At 43.8% G+C, this 16,962-nt stretch carries 15 protein-coding genes; 3 read left to right on the top strand and 12 right to left on the bottom strand.

Annotated elements, in window-relative coordinates:
• Positions 1-106: 106 nt before the first annotated feature.
• The 7 genes from murC to rsmH all read right to left on the bottom strand — a co-directional run bounded on the left by murC (position 107) and on the right by rsmH (position 7,770).
• Entirely contained in the window at positions 107-1,531 is a 1,425-nt protein-coding gene (gene murC / locus EHO59_RS07240) for a UDP-N-acetylmuramate--L-alanine ligase (RefSeq protein WP_135586155.1), read from the bottom strand.
• Positions 1,531-2,607 carry a UDP-N-acetylglucosamine--N-acetylmuramyl-(pentapeptide) pyrophosphoryl-undecaprenol N-acetylglucosamine transferase gene (locus EHO59_RS07235; protein WP_135586153.1) on the bottom strand — a complete coding sequence of 359 codons (1,077 nt, stop codon included), beginning with the start codon at positions 2,605-2,607 and terminating at the stop codon, positions 1,531-1,533. Before EHO59_RS07235 ends, murC begins: the two co-directional genes overlap by 1 nt.
• Entirely contained in the window at positions 2,604-3,755 is a 1,152-nt protein-coding gene (locus EHO59_RS07230; protein WP_135586151.1) for an FtsW/RodA/SpoVE family cell cycle protein, read from the bottom strand. The genes EHO59_RS07235 and EHO59_RS07230 overlap by 4 nt, the downstream gene beginning before the upstream one ends.
• The gene (gene mraY, locus EHO59_RS07225; RefSeq protein ID WP_135586149.1) at positions 3,752-4,864 is read right to left on the bottom strand and encodes a phospho-N-acetylmuramoyl-pentapeptide-transferase; all 1,113 of its coding nucleotides are present in this window, start codon (positions 4,862-4,864) and stop codon (positions 3,752-3,754) included. The genes EHO59_RS07230 and mraY overlap by 4 nt, the downstream gene beginning before the upstream one ends.
• A gap of 125 nt (positions 4,865-4,989) precedes the next feature.
• Positions 4,990-6,495, bottom strand: coding sequence for a UDP-N-acetylmuramoyl-L-alanyl-D-glutamate--2,6-diaminopimelate ligase (locus EHO59_RS07220; RefSeq protein ID WP_167882080.1), 1,506 nt, complete (start codon positions 6,493-6,495; stop codon positions 4,990-4,992).
• A complete protein-coding gene (locus tag EHO59_RS07215; RefSeq protein ID WP_135586144.1) occupies positions 6,467-6,826 on the bottom strand; it encodes a hypothetical protein in 360 nt (119 codons plus the stop codon). Before EHO59_RS07215 ends, EHO59_RS07220 begins: the two co-directional genes overlap by 29 nt.
• On the bottom strand, positions 6,823-7,770 hold the full coding sequence (rsmH, locus tag EHO59_RS07210) for a 16S rRNA (cytosine(1402)-N(4))-methyltransferase RsmH (protein WP_210413033.1): 948 nt from the start codon (positions 7,768-7,770) through the stop codon (positions 6,823-6,825). The genes EHO59_RS07215 and rsmH overlap by 4 nt, the downstream gene beginning before the upstream one ends.
• 326 nt (positions 7,771-8,096) lie before the next feature.
• Here rsmH and EHO59_RS07205 point away from each other — a divergent pair, with 326 nt between their 5' ends.
• Both EHO59_RS07205 and EHO59_RS07200 read left to right on the top strand, forming a co-directional pair.
• Entirely contained in the window at positions 8,097-10,094 is a 1,998-nt protein-coding gene (locus EHO59_RS07205; protein ID WP_135586142.1) for a methyl-accepting chemotaxis protein, read from the top strand.
• A 39-nt stretch (positions 10,095-10,133) separates the two neighbouring features.
• A complete protein-coding gene (locus EHO59_RS07200; RefSeq protein ID WP_135586140.1) occupies positions 10,134-12,125 on the top strand; it encodes a methyl-accepting chemotaxis protein in 1,992 nt (663 codons plus the stop codon).
• Between the two features lie 8 nt (positions 12,126-12,133).
• Here EHO59_RS07200 and EHO59_RS07195 read toward each other — a convergent pair whose 3' ends face one another.
• The 3 genes from EHO59_RS07195 to EHO59_RS07185 all read right to left on the bottom strand — a co-directional run bounded on the left by EHO59_RS07195 (position 12,134) and on the right by EHO59_RS07185 (position 13,724).
• Complete coding sequence (locus EHO59_RS07195; RefSeq protein WP_135586138.1) at positions 12,134-12,487, bottom strand: rhodanese-like domain-containing protein; 354 nt, start codon at positions 12,485-12,487, stop codon at positions 12,134-12,136.
• 70 nt (positions 12,488-12,557) lie between these two features.
• A complete protein-coding gene (locus EHO59_RS07190; RefSeq protein ID WP_135586136.1) occupies positions 12,558-13,433 on the bottom strand; it encodes a CheR family methyltransferase in 876 nt (291 codons plus the stop codon).
• A 3-nt stretch (positions 13,434-13,436) separates the two neighbouring features.
• Positions 13,437-13,724 (bottom strand): STAS domain-containing protein, encoded by a 288-nt coding sequence (locus EHO59_RS07185; protein ID WP_246052684.1) that lies wholly within the window; start codon positions 13,722-13,724, stop codon positions 13,437-13,439.
• 158 nt (positions 13,725-13,882) lie between these two features.
• Between EHO59_RS07185 and EHO59_RS07180 the strand changes: the two genes are divergently transcribed.
• Positions 13,883-14,632, top strand: coding sequence for a menaquinone biosynthetic enzyme MqnA/MqnD family protein (locus EHO59_RS07180; protein WP_135586134.1), 750 nt, complete (start codon positions 13,883-13,885; stop codon positions 14,630-14,632).
• A 193-nt stretch (positions 14,633-14,825) separates the two neighbouring features.
• On the opposite strand, the gene EHO59_RS07175 is transcribed toward EHO59_RS07180, so the two are convergent.
• Both EHO59_RS07175 and EHO59_RS07170 read right to left on the bottom strand, forming a co-directional pair.
• Complete coding sequence (locus tag EHO59_RS07175) at positions 14,826-15,500, bottom strand: LIC11874 family lipoprotein (RefSeq protein WP_135586132.1); 675 nt, start codon at positions 15,498-15,500, stop codon at positions 14,826-14,828.
• Positions 15,501-15,588: 88 nt separating this feature from the next.
• A complete protein-coding gene (locus tag EHO59_RS07170) occupies positions 15,589-16,944 on the bottom strand; it encodes an ammonium transporter (protein WP_135586130.1) in 1,356 nt (451 codons plus the stop codon).
• Positions 16,945-16,962: the final 18 nt, after the last annotated feature.

The following is a 16,962-nucleotide window of genomic DNA, read 5'->3' as shown; positions in this document are numbered from 1 at the left end:
GTCAATTTGACCCTATTTACGCTTTCGTCCAATACTTTTTGAAAGCTCATTCTTGCTTTCTATGTAGTCGATCCACGAACTAAGAAATTTATTTCCAAAGTAAATCTTAGGAATTTAAGAATTCCAATCCCCAATCTCTTACATTTCCAGCGCCTAAACTCACGAACACATCTCCCGGAGAGAGAATCTTTTTCAAAATGGGTATATCTGATTTTAAGTTTCCGGACAGCAAGTTCGGCTTCTTCTTCATTTCGTTTGCAATGAGCTCTGAAGAAACTCCTGAAATCGGATCTTCTCCAGCAGAATAGATAGGAAGAAGTAAAACTGTTTCTCCTAGATCTAAACTTTCTGCAAAATCCTTATACAAATTCTGGGTGCGAGTATATCGATGCGGTTGAAATAGAATGACTGCCTTTCCTGACCCCTGAGAAAGCTCTCTTACCGAAGATAGAACTGCCTTCACCTCAGTGGGATGATGTCCGTAATCGTCATATATCTCGACTCCATGCTTGCTTCCGATATACTCTAACCTTCTCTTCACACCTGCATATTGAGAAACCGATCTGGCAGCCTGATCAGCAGGAACTCCTACACACTGAGTGGCCAAAACTGCCGCCAAGGAATTCGTTAGATAATGCCTACCCGGAAATCTGGACGAAAAAGAAAATTCCTCTTTGCCAATCCTGAATATTAGGAATTTATTTACTATTTTATAATATACTAACTGATCAAGGCCCAAATCCGCATGGCGACCGTTGATGCCTTGCGAATTCCAATCTTCTTCCGAAACCTGGGTAAACCCTACAATCCGAGTCTTATCTTGTATCTGAGAAAGACAGTCTTGGATGCCTATATTATCCAAATCTAAAACGATCTTTCCGCTTGTATTGGTAATGAATTCCGCAAAAGCGTTAAGTAGCTTTTCTCTCGTTTTATAAAAATCTAAATGGTCCTCATCTATATTCGTGAGGATCCTGAACTCGGCCTTATGTTTTAAAAAGGTTCCGTCTGATTCATCCGATTCGAATACTCCGAATTTTCCCTGAGAGAATCTTCCTCCGATCCCTCCTAAAAATGCAACATCTCCTCCTACCATCAGAGAAGGAGAATATCCTAGATCATTGAGTATATGAGCCGTCATCGCAGTGGTAGTAGTCTTTCCGTGAGACCCTGCTACCGCGATACAAGTCAGATGCTGAAAGCAAGAATGCAGAACTTCGGAGCGATGAAAGAATCGGATCCCCTTCTTCTTAAAATGAGAGGCGATGGGATGAGAGTCTAAACGAATTGCGGAGGAATAAATTGCGGCGTCATAAATCTCTTCGTCCGGGATCTCAGATAAAGAAGAGAAGATTCGGACTCCCTTCTTTTCTAATGTCTCGGTTACCTGACTTTTTTTGCCATCATATCCGGTCACAGAGAGGCCTGCGTCCGACAATATATGCGCCAGACTAGACATTCCGGATCCCCCGATCCCTAGAAAAAATGGTTTAGAAAATCCTAATGCTCTTTCAAGAGAAGCTTCGGACATCAAATTTTGCTCTCGAAAAAGAATCTAGCCGTTTCCAGCGAAGCTTCCACATGCGAGCATTCTAAAGACTTAATGGACATTTCATTTAATAGTTCAGGATTTTCGGCAAACTCATCCAAGATACGGAATAGCTTGCTTTCGTCTTCGTCTCTTTGTTCCAAAAGAGCGGCAGCTCCGTTCGCTTCCATATACTTTGCGTTGGCAGTCTGATGGTCGTCTTTTGCAAACGGATACGGGATTAAAACCATAGGAAGAGCGTATGCGGCACATTCGGACAGAACACCGGAACCAGAACGAGCCACGACCAAATTGGCCCACTCATAATGTTCAGCCATATTATCCGAATAAGAGATCAGATCTGCGGCCTTTGTCTTTTTAGAAACCTCGTCGTACAGAGCAGTCCCGGTCAGCATTCTGAATCTGAATCTTTCTTGGATCACTTCGTGCTTCATCAGGCTTACGACAATATTATTGATCTGTCTTGCACCTTGGGAACCACCCATTACTAAAACGTTAAATTGTTTCTTCTTCTTAGGGTCCCACTTCTCGCTGAATTTGAGAGCGAGCTTAGGAACAGTCTTGGATCTAAGAGGATTTCCGAGAATCTCCCATTGGCAGGAAAGCTTTGTATCTTTCGGAGGAAAACTGAAAGATACCTTGTCTGCGAATCTAAAGAAGATACGGTTCACTTTTCCGGGAATGCAATTCTGTTCGCAAAGATAGAGCTTCTTTCCGAAGAGGACAGCGTATAGAAGTGCAGGCACGCTGGAATATCCGCCCATTCCGATTATAGCATCCACTTCTAGTTTACTGAATGTAATCCAAGAGCGGATCAATTGGAACACATATCGAAAAGGCAATAAGAGAATATTTCCGGAAAGAGAAGGAGTATTATGCCAGACCACTTCGCAAGGAGCCTGCTTTAGATCCGGATTATCTTTATTACGAATCAGTGAATGAAGGTAAACTTTTTGGATTCCGAAAGCCTCTTTATTTTCTACGAGACTTTCCGCAAGAGCCACCCCTGGAGATATATGTCCACCGGTTCCTCCTGCTGCAATTAAAACGGATCTCATACGCCTAGGTTTTCACGTCTAGTTATATTGACAAGAATTCCGAAAGAGGCCAAGACAACTAGTAGAGAAGATCCTCCATAGCTCATAAAAGGTAGACTGATCCCGGTGATAGGGAGAAGACCGGTTACCACATAACTATTAATAATGAACTGGGTACCTAATATAAAGAGCAATCCTGCTCCTAGATAGAAACCGAATGGATCCTGGACCCTTTTCAATAATACATAGGTTCTCGTTAAAAGTGTTAAGACCAGGAGAAAGAAAAACAAAAACCCGATAAAACCGAAGTCTTCTACATAAGTAGCGAGCACGAAGTCTGTATGACTATACGTTAGATACCTATGTGCATATCCGCTGGCTAATTTATTCCCGAACCAGCCACCGTCCAAGAATGCTCTAAAAGAAGTCACTAACTGGTGACCCTCATCATAACGAAATCTGTACGGATCCAACCAGACTTCCATTCTCTTTCTACGATATCCTACCTGGCTTACCAATACATAAGCTAAGGGAAGAGATACGAGTCCGACTAATAATAGATTTCGAATCGGAAAACCGAATAAGAATACGAATGCGATCACCACGAATAAGATCTCCATGGTGGTCCCGAAAGCAGGCTCTGCTAAAATCAAAACCAAAACGGCAAGAAGAAGAACTGCAGGAAGTATAAATTTCTTAGGATCACGATTCTCTTTCAATTTCAATTTTACGATTAACGAAGAAAGATAAATGACTACGGCAAGTTTAGCAATTTCCGAAGGTTGCAATTGGTACGGACCAATCCCGATCCATCTATGGAAATTTCTTCCGTAATAAGTTCCTACAGATCTACCTATCCCAGGAATAAAAACTAGGATCAACAAAAGCACGCTAGTGATCATTCCCGCCAAAGCGAATCTTTCTAACTTTTGGTAAGGAAAATTTGCAAAGAATAGGAACACTACAAGGCCTATCACTGCCCAGGCGACTTGCTTTTTTAGAAAATATTCAGAATCTTGAAAGTCCCTCCAGGCAGTAATGGAGGAACTGGAATACATAACTCCGATCCCGAAGAGAAGAAGAAAGAAAACCGAAACGATTAAGAAGAGATCGAAAGGAGAATCGGGAGACTCCCAAAATTCTTTGAATTTTCTCCCGATGCCTCTCATTGTATTTTCAAACTGGATAAGGAGATGATAGCAAGAATGATTGCCGCGATCCAGAATCGGATCACTACCTTTGTCTCCGGAACTCCGGCCAACTCAAAATGATGGTGGAGAGGTGCCATCTTAAAGATCCTCTTTTGAGTGAGCTTGAAAGAACCAACCTGTAAGATCACAGACAAAGATTCTGCCACAAAGATACCGCCCAAGATTACGAGAAGTATCTCCTTCTTCAACATCACGCAAGTCAGACCGATGGTAGCACCTAGAAAAAGAGAGCCAGTGTCTCCCATAAAGATCTGAGCAGGATGACTATTAAACCAAAGAAAGCCGATCAATGCTCCGGTAAGAGCTGCCAAGAATACACTGTATTCATGAGCATGAGGCAAATAAGGAATATTTAGATAATTCGCAGCAACCGGAGTTCCGGAAACGTATGCGATGAGAGCAAGAGTAGCAACTACGATTCCTGCAGTTCCACCGGCCAAACCATCTAAACCGTCTGTCAGGTTCACTCCATGAGAAGATCCTAATATTACTAAAATCGAAAATGGAATTGCGAAAAGACCCAATGCTAATACAGGCCCCTTTACGAACGGCAGGAACAGATCCGTAAGATGGAATAATATTTTTCCAGAGGAACCCTTTGGAGCCTCTCCGGTATAGAATAAGAACACTCCGCAAAAGACAGTAGCAAGAACTACGGAGACTAAGAACTTAGTTCTAGCTCTCATTCCTCCTTTGATCTTCTTTACCGACTTCATGTAATCATCCACGAAGCCAAGTGTAGAAAAAGAAATAGCGCAGACTAACAGAAGTAGTGTGTTCAGGTTTCTTAGATTTCCCCAAAGACAAACCGAAAGAACCAAGGCTCCTACTATCATCAATCCGCCCATAGTGGGAGTTCCGGATTTAGCGCTGTGGGACTTTGGTCCATCATCCCTTACACTCTCTCTGAACTTTAATCCATGCAAGAAATGGATTACCCTTCCCCCAAACCAAAAGGTGAGGAACATAGAAGTCAGTCCCGCCATTAAAGCGCGAACCGTAACATAGCTGAAAATTCTTAAGGAATCTAGATCTTGGGAAAATTGTTCGTAGATAAAATAGAACATAGGGATTGGATGAAGACAGGATCGATCGGCGTCGGTTCTCGTAAACGTAAAAAACGGATCGAACTGCTTTCTCTTTTTCTATCGACGAGTTGCCGGGAACCTAGGCAAATTTTTTGACAGGGAACTTACTTTTGCTCTGAATCGAAAGCCTTACGGATCTCTTCCCCATCATCAAAATGTCTTTTTTCTTTCCCGATGATCTGGTAGTCCTCGTGTCCCTTTCCTGCAACAAGAAGACAGGCTCCTTCTGCCAAAGCCGAGATCCCGAAGCGAATTGCGGCTGCTCTGTCTGCCTCCCTTAAGAAAGGAAGATACCCTCCAGTAAAACCTTCTTGTATATCATCCAAGATGGATTCGGGACTTTCCGTTCTGGGATTATCGGAAGTAAGGATGACCTTATCCGCGAGATCTTGGGCGATCTTTCCCATCTTAGGACGCTTGGTCCTGTCCCTATCTCCTCCACAACCGAAGAGAGCGATGAGCTCCTTAGGTCTCGACTCTCGGATACTTCTTAAAATATTTTCGAGTGCGTCCGGAGTATGAGCATAATCCACCACTGCCATTCGTGTCTTGTCCGGACTATAATAAATTTGAAATCTACCTGGGATCTGAGGAATGCTCTTCAGAGAAGAAAGTAACTTCTCCTTTTCCCATCCGAGAGCAAGAGAGGTCACAAAAGCTAAGGCGGTATTTCGAATATTAAAACCTCCTAATAGATTCGTAACTACTTCCGTATTTCCTTTCCAAGTAGAAGGAAGATCGATATTGTATACCGTCCTTTCCAAAGAGAAATTCGGATCTTGAACGGAGATCTCCCCTTCTCCGCTACCTAACGCGAACACAGGAAGATTAGGTGCAATCTTTGGAAGAATAGAAGCGAAGTCTTTGCCTCCAGGCGCCTCAGAATCAAAGACTCCGAATGTGTTCTCGTACGAACTTAAGGAAGAGAATAGAAGTGCCTTACTCTCTAAATAATCCTGCATGCTTGGATGAAAATCCAAATGATCTTGGGTAAGATTGGAGAAGATCCCAGCCTTGAATCGGATCCCGTTGGTGCGTCCTAATTTTAATCCGTGAGAACTAGTTTCTATAAATACGTATTCTACTCCGTCCTTGGACATCTCTAGCAAGATTTCCTGTAAGCTTGCTGGATCTGGAGTCGTGTAACCTGTGTCGACTACTCTACCTTTAAACTTCACTCCTGTGGTTCCTATAATCCCGCAGGACTTTCCTTGAGATTCTCCAAGAAACGCAAGAATATGAGTGAGAGAGGTTTTTCCGTTCGTTCCGGTAACTCCGATCACTTTCATCTTAGAAGAAGGGTCGCCTAAGATCCTGGAGGCGATCGGCCCCGCGAGACTTTCCGGATCGACAGACGACTTCAATAAAACTTTATTTTCTAATTTAGAAATCTCGAATGTATTTGAGATCAGAACAAAACGGGAGGACGAATTCTTCGCGTATTCTATCCCTTTCTCGCCGAGAGATAATGGAACGCAAAAAAGGTCCGAAGCATTCAGCTTTCTGGAGTCAGTGCGTACGAAGGAAATTTCTTCCTCCGTATTTGGTTTGGGATCCTCTAGTTTGATCTCCGGAAAAAGATCAAGGACTTCTGAAATTTTCAAGTTCAGCCTCGTTTCTTTCGGGAGGAAGAGTGACCGTAATAATTCGATCTCCTACGGTGATCGGTAAATAATGATATGTCTTTCTATACAAGGCCTCTATCCTTCTTGCGGAAGTATAGGTAGCCATTCCGATCTTCAAGTCGTCATTCTTCTTTAATAACTTTTCTTTTTCTTGAGAAGCGATCGCGATCTCTCGGTTCAATCTTGCGACCTGAACGTTTTGCCAAATGAATAATAGCACAATGGAAAATGGAAGAAGGATCCAGATAAAAACCCTAGATAAGAATCCCAGATCGGACCAAACTCTGTTGGATAGAAAATCGGAGATGCGGCTCATTCTTCTTCCTCGTCTTCCTCCATATCAATATCGGTGGGAACTGCCTTATGTATGACACGTAATTTTGCAGATCGGGATGCCGGATTTTCCTTAGTTTCTTCATCTCCCGGAATCACAGGCTTCTTGGTCAGAAGCTTGGCGGCCCCATTCCTTGCAAAGTCCCGAAACAAATTCTTAGTGATCCTATCTTCTAAAGAATGGAAGGAGATCACTTGCATAAGCCCGCCGGGCGCGAGAACTTCTAACAACTTCTTCACACCTACTTCGATATGTAGAAGTTCCTGGTTCACTTCGATCCGCAGCGCCTGAAAGACCCGAGTGGCTGGATGTTTTCCTGGAGGCCAAAACTTTCTAGGAATCACTCTTGAAACGAGTTGAGCCAAATCTCCGGAGTAACCTATATGAGAATGTCTCCTTCTCTCCAAGATCGCTTCTACGATCTTCTTGGTCCAACGTTCCTCGCCATATTCATAAAAGATCTTGCTCAAAGCTTTTTCAGGATATGTGTTGATCACATCTTCTGCGGAGATTCCTCCCGAGGATGACAATCTCATATCCAAAGGTTCATTCTCTCTAAAGCTAAATCCCCTTCCCGCATGCAGTAAATGAAATGTGGAAATCCCCAGATCCAAAAGAATTCCATCGGGAGATCCTGAGATCCCATGTTCCTTTAAAAACTCCGGATCCACTTCGGAGAAATTGGCTTCGATCGGAAATATTCTATCCTTGAAATCGGAAAGTCTTGCCTGGGCTCGCGATAGCATAACGGAGTCCCGATCTAATAGTATTAATTTGGATTTGGGGAAGGCCTGTAAGAGAAGTAAACTATGTCCGCCTTCTCCAGCAGTACCGTCTAAAAAAAGGATTTCTCGGTCTTTCTCAAAAACAGACTGGAAGAAGGAAACGATCTCCCTGTAAAGCACCGAATAATGGACAGGTTCCAATTCGTTTTCCAGGTTCTCTTCCCTCATCCAAAACGCAACCAAGAACCTTATCTTTGGAAGTTTCTTTCTATAGGGAAGTAGGAATTCCTAAAGGTAATACTTCCAATAAGACAATAGCTTTTTTCAAAAGATCGAAAAGAGCCGAATTAGACCGAAACGTAAAGATTCTTGACTCCTAGCTTTTACCACGTTACAATGTGCCACTCGATCCAAGAGGGGATTCTTGTATCCTTTTCGTTTTTAAAAAATTTCTTACAAAAGAGACTATTTCTCCTGACGCAATCATCGGACCTCACAAGAACCGATAGGGACCTTATTAAAACCGTATGCAGAAAAGCAGTTTAAAATTCATTCTTCTCGGCGCTGGGATCACAATACTAGTTATACTTACCACGTTAATCTCCGGAGCTGCGTATTATATCGGGCAAAGAAAGATAACTCAGATATATATGGATCAGATGCAGAATATCACTACGGTGGTTGCTCAAGAATTCGACGGATTTCTAAATTCCCATGTCAATGTTGCCAAAACATTGGCTGCAGATTCCAGAGTGATCCAAACTGTTCTAACCCGTAAGCCTTTGGCGGGTGATCTCTTGAAAGAAGTTCATGAACGTTACGGAGTATACGAGAACGTTTTCGTGTTCGCACTAGATGGCGGTCCTGTGCAAATCCTCGCGGACAGCTTGGGTGGAAAATCAGTTGGATATAAAACTCAAGGCACCGAGCTCAAGGAGAACCAAGAAGCCGCCTTACAAGGAAAACATTATTTAGGACCTCCTCAAAAATCCCCGATCACCGGACTTCCTGTTGCGGTGGTCTCGGTTCCTATCAAGGACAACGGGAGGATCATCGGTGTATTAAATATCGCTCTTTCGTATGATGTTGTTTCTGAAAAGATCATCAAGAAGATCCGAGTAGGAGAACAAGGTTACGTTTCCATCATGAGTGATAAGGGATTGGTTTTCGTTCATCCTAAAAAGGAAATGATACTCAACCTGGATGTGATGAAAGAACCGTACGGCCAGCGCATGTTATCCATGAAGACTGGAGAGGTCTTAGAATTCACATTTAGAGGAGCCGACAGATTCTCATCGGTTGCTCGCTTGGATGAATGGAGGATCGTAGTGGTCGCAATCCAACCCAAGTCAGAGGTCAGAGAAATACTTACTGAACTTTTGCTCTTCATAGCATTTGCAGGCTTAGTGACAGTTGGGATCTCCAGTTTCTTACTTTATGTTCTTTTAAAGAAGAGATTAGATCCTTTGGAAAATGCAAGCAAGCTGTTCCAAACCATGTCCCAAGGAGATCTTACTTCGGACGTCCAAGTAGTTTACAACGACGAGATCGGAACTATGAGCGCCGACTTGAATACTTTCATAGGAAGCCTAAGAGCCTCCCTAAAAGATATCCAACGTATCGCCTTAGAATTGGCATCTTCTGCGGAGGAGTTGACAGTTTCTTCCCAAAGCTTTGCAACAGGAGCACAATCCACTGCTGCATCTTCCGAACAAATGTCGGCCACTGTAGAGGAAATGTCCGCGGGTATGGAAAGTATCTCTGCGACCACGGACAAGCAGTACTCGAATATATTAGAATTTCATAGTAAAGTAAAAGAGCTTTCCTCCGGAGTCCGACATATCGGCGCCGAGATCCAAAACACCTTAGGCGTAGCAAAATCCATTTCCGCAGAGGCCAAAAAGGGAGAAGTCTCTCTGACAGGAATGAGCAATATGATTGAAAATATTCTCAAATCCTCCGGAGAAATGAAATCCATCATCGGGATCATCAACGATATCTCCGACCAGACCCAGCTACTTGCATTGAATGCTGCGATCGAAGCGGCAAGAGCAGGAGAGGCAGGAAAAGGATTCGCAGTCGTTGCAGAAGAGATCTCAAAACTATCCGTAAAGACTGCATCTTCTATCAAATCCATTGGGGAAATGATCAATAAGAACAACTCCGAATTGGACGAAGGAGCCAAAGGGATCCGTTCTTCCGTTGATATTCTGCATAGCATTATCAGAAATGTGGACTCGGTTGGAGAAGCGATGAATCATCTCTTCGAGATCACTTCCACGCAAGAATCTGTGAACAAAGAAGTAGATACTCAATCTGATCGGGTCGGCACAGAAGCTGAAGCAGTCAAACTTGCCACCGACGAGCAAAAAAGAGCTGTAAACGAGATCGCTCAAGTAATCACCCAGATCAACGAACACACATTGAATACTGCTTCGGGCTCCGAGCAAATGTCCTCTTCCGCTCAGAACCTGGCAACGACTGCAGAAATCCTCAGAAACATAACAGAAAAATTTAAAATATAATCCGGTTCGAAATAGCTCTCCATCAGGTCCATCTTAGAAATGCAAAGAAATAGTTTAAAGATCATCATACTCGCGGTGAGCACTGCCACCATCGTACTTCTTACTGTAGGAGTTTCTACATTCGCTTACTTTACTGCGAAAGGTTATGTAGAAGACGTTTATATAGATGAGATGAAAAAGATTTCGAGGCTGGGTGGAAAATACATTAAGTTCTTCTTTGATCAGCAATTCATTCTAGCCGAATTCGTATCCACGAATGCTTCCTTTGTTCGTGCCGCAGAAACCAGAGACGCAGCAACACTCATTCCAATACTTGCAAATCTAAAGGAAAGATACGGGACTTATGAGAACGTATTCATTTCTACTCCAGAAGAGAATCCGAATATCTTCGCAGATGCCAGCGGTAAAGCAGCAGGTTTTCACTGGGGCGGGACCGGCTTCGACGAGAATATCAAGGCAACTTTAGAAGGTAAAAAATTCCTAAGTAAGGTTGGTCGTTCTCCGGTTACCCAAGAAGCGGTCACTCTTTTAACTGTTCCTGTTAAACAAGGGAACAAAGTGATAGCGATCTTAGGTTTCTCTATTTCCTTGAACACTCTTACGGAAACGATCGTTGCCGGAATCAAGATCGGTAACGACGGTTATATTGCGGTTGTAGATTCAAGTGGAGCTGTCATAGGACATCCAGACAAGTCTTTGATCCTTAAATTGGATCTAAGTAAGTCGGAATGGGGACAAAAGATCCTTTCGCTCAAGACTGATGAGCATATTGAATATTTCTTCAAGACAGAAAAGATCGCGACTACCTACAATATTGACGATTACAACATGAAGATCTCGGCAGTAGTTTCGAAAGCGGAACTTGCCCAAGTAGTCCATCAGATGCTTTATAAGATCGTGATCTTCGCTATCGTCTTTTTAGTAGTTTCTATATTTGTAATATATAGGATCGTAAACGGAAGACTTCGTCCTTTAGAAGATGCAAGAGAGCTCTTCAAATCGATGTCCACAGGTGATCTACGTTCCGATCTACAGATCTTCCATGAGGATGAGATCGGCGATTTGAGCAAGGACACGAATTCCTTTTTGGAAAGCCTTCGCAATTCAGTCAAAGAGATCCAAAAGATCTCTTACGAATTGGCTACTTCTGCCGAGCAACTTTCCTCCAGTTCGGAGAATTTCTCCAATGGAGCCCAATCCACAGCGGCTTCTACAGAGCAAATGTCGGCTACTGTAGAAGAGATGTCCGCAGGTATGGAGAATATCGCAACTTCTACATATAAACAATATTCGAATATGTCGGAGTTCCAAGGAAAGATCACTGAGCTTTCCCAGAGTGTAAGACAAATTGGAGAAGAGATCCAAAATACCTTGGACATGGCTAAATCCATTTCTCTCCAAGCTAAGAGAGGAGAAGAATCCCTTTCCGGAATGAACAGCATGATCGGGAATATTCTCAAGTCTTCTGGAGAGATGACGGCTATCGTCGGGATCATCAATGATATCTCCGACCAAACGCAATTACTTGCGTTGAACGCAGCGATCGAAGCCGCAAGAGCAGGAGAAGCTGGAAAAGGATTCGCAGTCGTTGCAGAGGAGATCTCTAAATTATCCGAAAAGACCGCTTCTTCTATCAAATCCATTTCCGCAATGATCTCCAAGAATACTGGAGAATTGGATAGCGGAGCAAAGGGGATCCAAGCTTCTACCGAGATCATTCATGCTATTATCAAAAATGTAGATCAGGTATCTGAGGCAATGGACAGGCTCCATGCAATCACAGGATCTCAAAGTGATATCAACCGAGTAGTAACAGATAATGTGGACCGAGTCAAATCCGAGTCCGAAGCGGTCAAACTAGCTACGGATGAACAGAAGAAGGCGGTTCATGAGATCACTCAGGTAATTGTTCAGATCAACGAGCATACGATCAACACTGCCTCCGGTGCGGAGCAAATGTCTTCTTCTGCGAGAAACCTTGCAAATACTGCGGACATTCTTCGCAATATTGCAGAGAAGTTTAAATTATAGATCTAAGATTATTTGGAAGTCGCCGAGAAGAGATGATCTAATCCTCCGGCGTCTTTCACTTTAGTAAAGCCTTCGTCGTTCAATAGAGTCTTGGCTCTTAGGCTTCTGCCGCCTGATTGGCAATACACCACGATCTCCCTATCCTTTGCTCCAAGTTCATCCAATCTTAAGGCAAGACTGCTGATAGGAATATTTGTCGCTCCCGGATAATGTTCGATCGAGAATTCGTTCGGAGTCCTCACGTCGACAACGAGAGCTCCTCTTGCAATGGATTCTGCGAGCTCTCTTTCTTCTTTTCCATTACCACAAGCGATCGACAGGAAAGACAAGAAAAGACATACGATAAAAAGAATTCGGTTCATAAAAAATCTCTAATATAGAAACAGGATCGAAAGCAAGATTCGGGCTCAAAAAAGAACCGAAATTAGGATCTCAGATCTTAGGCTTCTTCTGGTATATGGTGTGACCTAAAAACTTATATGCTTCGGAAATACCGAAGAGTGTCTCCGAATGTCCAATGACCAAGAGGCCTCTGTCCTTCAGAACATTCTCGAAACTTTCGAAGATCTTCTTCTGAGTAGGTTTATCAAAATAGATGATCACGTTCCTACAAAAAATACAGTCCACCTTCTCTCGGATCGGATACGGAGTTTCTAAAAGATTTACCTTTTGGAATTCGACCATTGCCCTCAACTCAGGCTTCACTTGGTACATATCTTCGCTCTTTCCGGAGACATCCTTTACTTTCAGAAAGTATTTCTTCTTCCAAGCTTCACTAACTGGATCCAAACGATCCGGCTTATAGATTCCTTCCTGAGCGGTCTTGATCACATTGGTATCAATATCGGATGCAAATATCTTAATGTCCCAACCAGGCTTGTACTGAAAATATTCTGCACAGGTAATCGCGATAGTATAAGGCTCCTCTCCAGTAGAAGACGCGCTAGACCAGATACGAAGGTTTTTCTTTCCAGACTTTGCAGCTTTCTCCTCCAAGGAAGGAAAGAAAGTATCCTTTAGAAACTCGAAATGGTGATTCTCCCGAAAGAAGTCCGTCTTGTTCGTGGTGATCCGATTGATGAGCTCAGTAAGCTCGCTTTGAAAGAACTTGCGATCGGCCTGTAGTCCTCGAATGTACTCGGACACATTCTGCATTTTATGCATGCGAGCCCTAGAATTCAATCGAGACTGGACCATGATCTTCTTGTGGTCTGCAAGAAAGATCCCGGTTTCTTTATACATCAGATCTTTAATAAACTTAAATTCTTCGTCGGTGATTTGAGAGATATGAGAAAAGGATTCTTCCATAAATTAGCGGATACCCAGAGATTGATCTAGAGAAACTAATTTAATAATTTCTAAAAGTTTGGGACTTACGTTAATCGTTTCGAGAGAAACTCCCTGCACCGTTAAACGATTCGCGAAAGCCACCAGAGATCCTAAAGCCACAGAGGTCAGAACTTGGACCTCGTCCAGATCTAGGATTACGGAACTAGGATTGCCTTCCAGATAGGAATTCAAGTAGGTGCGCAAAGCCTCATGATCTCCATTTAGGATCTCATAATCCACTTTGATCAGAATCGGTTCCGAACGACTCATTCTTTTAATTGGACGAAGAAGTCCCTACAAGAGAATACAGTCGGGAAACTCCCTGGAAAAGGAAAGGAAAAACTATTTTTTCTGGATTAGAAGGGAAGCATCGTTTTTTTGGTAAATGGGCCGAAAAACAGAACGTTTTTGCGGAAAAATATTCGTAAGTGCGAATCGGAATCGTTAAACACCTAAACGCCAGACCCTTGACCTGGGGATTCGAACAGGATTCCGAACATAAGGTAGTCCCAGAAAACCCTTCCCTATTAAAAGATTATTTATTAAGAGGCCTAGTGGATGTAGGCCTAATCTCCTCCATCGAATGCTTGAGACATTCCGACGTATTATCCGTTTCTATGAAGGTGGGGGTCTGCGCCTCTGAACAGGTCCGCTCTATAAAGTTTTTCAAAAATAAGAAGGAGCCGTATCCTCCCTATCGTATCCTAACGGACAACGGATCCAGGACCAGTATGGCCCTTGTTCGAGTCCTTGTGCATAAGGATTCCGGACAATTGCCCGAGGTATCTCCCACAGACCCCAAGATCATTAAGGAAGAAATTGCCATGGGAAGGGGCTCTCACATGCTATTTGGGGACAATGCGTTGTTTGCAGAATGGGATCCCGAAGTCTACGAAGCGAAGGATCTTGCAGAATGGTGGTATGAGACCACAGGCACGTCATTCATCTTTGCACTCTGGGCCTCTAAGAAGCCGCTTGAACTACCCGACGAATTCTACCAAAAATCCCTCGAATACGGCATCGCTCATATCGAAGAAATCATCCAGAAAGAAACCCGCCTGCCCTCGGATCTAGTCCGCAAATATCTGACCCAAGAACTCCACTACGAGATCACAGAATCCGACCGCAACGGCTTCGAACTCTTCGGTCAATACTGCAACGAACTAGGGATTCTATAGCACAAGTCGCCCAACCCAACAACTGGGCGCCAACTTCGCTGTACAAGTCGCCCTTCAATACATCAAGGCGACCTATTCCCCCTAAGCACAAGCTTGGCGACGTTGCCCGAAGGGCAATGTGCCGCAGGCCGAGCGCGAGATCGCAACGCGATACTCGCAGCGAAGCGCCAAGTAAAGATTTATAAGTACAACCTTAATAGACGAAGGTGATGCGATAGTCCCAGGACTTATTCCCGAACTTTTCAATCGTATCCGCGAGAGGCAAACGATAGGCTAATTTTCCTAAGCTTTGCTCTCCTCGATTCGTATAGCAAACGGAAGTGATTGGAAAATTTACCTTGAACACCAAGGCATTTCCCTTGATCAATCTCAAGGTTTCACCTAGAAGTTTCTTCTCTCCATCTCCTTGAACGGACTCCAAAGACTTAGTGATGGATGGGAATTCTCTTTTAATATAGATCGTATTCACCTTCTCTTTTTTGATCTGCACGTTTCCGAGAAGGATACTCTCTAATTGAGAAATATCTGTGAATTCTAATTTATAGCTTACCTTTGCCTTTTCTCGGAACGCACCTGGTTCCGCTTCAGGGCTTTCCATTTTTTGGTAGGTATAGTCTTTTAAGACAAGGCTCTTGAAGAAAAATCCCTTATTCAAACGATTCAATATTTCTTCTTTGCGAGTGGGAAGGAATTTGATGAGCGATTCGTCCGACTTTCTCTTAGTGGGAACTACATAAGTGACTTCTAAGGTTCCGCTTAGATTCGGATTGATGGTAAGGGTCTCTTCATATTCGAAGCATCCGACCAACAGACAACCGAAAAGGATGAGAAGGATTTGTGAGAGGCGGAAGAAAGAACCCGAACGCATTCTCTCAATTCGGGTATAAGTATTCTTTCCGTCAACGGGAAAAGAAAACCTCCGCAGGGCAAAATACGGAGGTTTTCACCGATAGGAATTATTTGGAGATAGGATATGCCTCGTTTCCGTGTTCCAGGATATCCAAACCTTGGATCTCCTCGTCTTCGGATACTCTGAGACCGATGGTGTATTTCAATGCGAGGAAGATAACCGCGCTTGCACCGAAGGCCCAAACGAATGCGATCCCTACTCCAGTTAACTGAACCAGAAGTTGACTGATCCCGCCTCCGAAGAATAAACCGTTAATTCCACCGAACGCTTCCTCCGCAAAAAGCCCCGCAGCAATGGTTCCCCAAGCTCCGCAAACTCCGTGAACGGAAACCGCTCCGACTGGATCGTCGATCTTGATCCTATCGAAGAATAAAACGCTGAATACAACGAGAACACCGCCTACTAAACCGATGATGATCGCAGAGCTAATGCTTACGTTCGCGCAAGGAGCAGTAATAGCAACAAGACCCGCAAGAGCACCGTTTAAGGTTAAACCGATATCAGGCTTCTTGAAAAGGATCCAAGTCACGATCATAGAAGAGACCGCTCCAGCTGCCGCTGCAAAGTTAGTCGTAACAGCGATGATCGCAAAAGTTCCTCCGCCTACGGAAGTAGTGGAGCCAGGGTTGAATCCGAACCAACCTAACCAAAGGATAAAAACACCTAAGGCAGCGATAGTCATGTTATGACCAAGGATCGGTACGACTTTTCCATCTTGGAACTTACCGATACGAGGTCCTAAAACCATGGTTCCGGCAAGACCTGCCCAACCACCTACGGAGTGAACCACTGTGGATCCCGCGAAGTCGATAAACCCTGCATTCACCAAATATCCTTTGTTTTCTGGTTCGAAGAGATTCGACCAAGCCAAAGATCCGAATATAGGATACACGAAAGCTGTAATCAATACAGAGAAGATAACGTAATCTACGAATTTCGTTCTTTCAGCCATCGCCCCGGAGACGATCGTTGCCGCAGTTCCTGCGAACACCAACTGGAAGATAAAAAAGGTAAATTTACCTGCGTCTGGCTTTCCTCCCACGAGCAATAGACTGTCTGCGATAGAAGGAAGTCCTACGCCTACAGCATGAACCAATTGAGGTCCGAACATGATGGAAAATCCGATTAACCAGAATGCCAAGGACCCAAGAGCGAAGTCCATGAAGTTCTTCATGAGAATGTTTACTGTGTTTTTAGCTCTGGTGAACCCGGCCTCTACCAGCGCAAACCCTGCTTGCATGAAGAATACTAAGAAGCCTGCGATACAGGTCCATAGCCAATTCGTTTCATTCCTAAGGACTCCAACCGCGCTCAAAGCTGCCTCGGCTGTAACCGGTGCGGCTTCGTCGGCCCAAATTCCGCTCGAGACAAACGCGAGCATAAGTAATGCTAATATACGCATATTTAATCTAAGTCTCCT

The sequence above is a fragment of the Leptospira semungkisensis genome, assembly GCF_004770055.1.
In the GTDB taxonomy this organism is placed as follows: domain Bacteria; phylum Spirochaetota; class Leptospiria; order Leptospirales; family Leptospiraceae; genus Leptospira_B; species Leptospira_B semungkisensis.
Note: the sequence above shows the minus strand (reverse complement) of the source record. Positions and strands in the feature narration are given on the sequence as shown.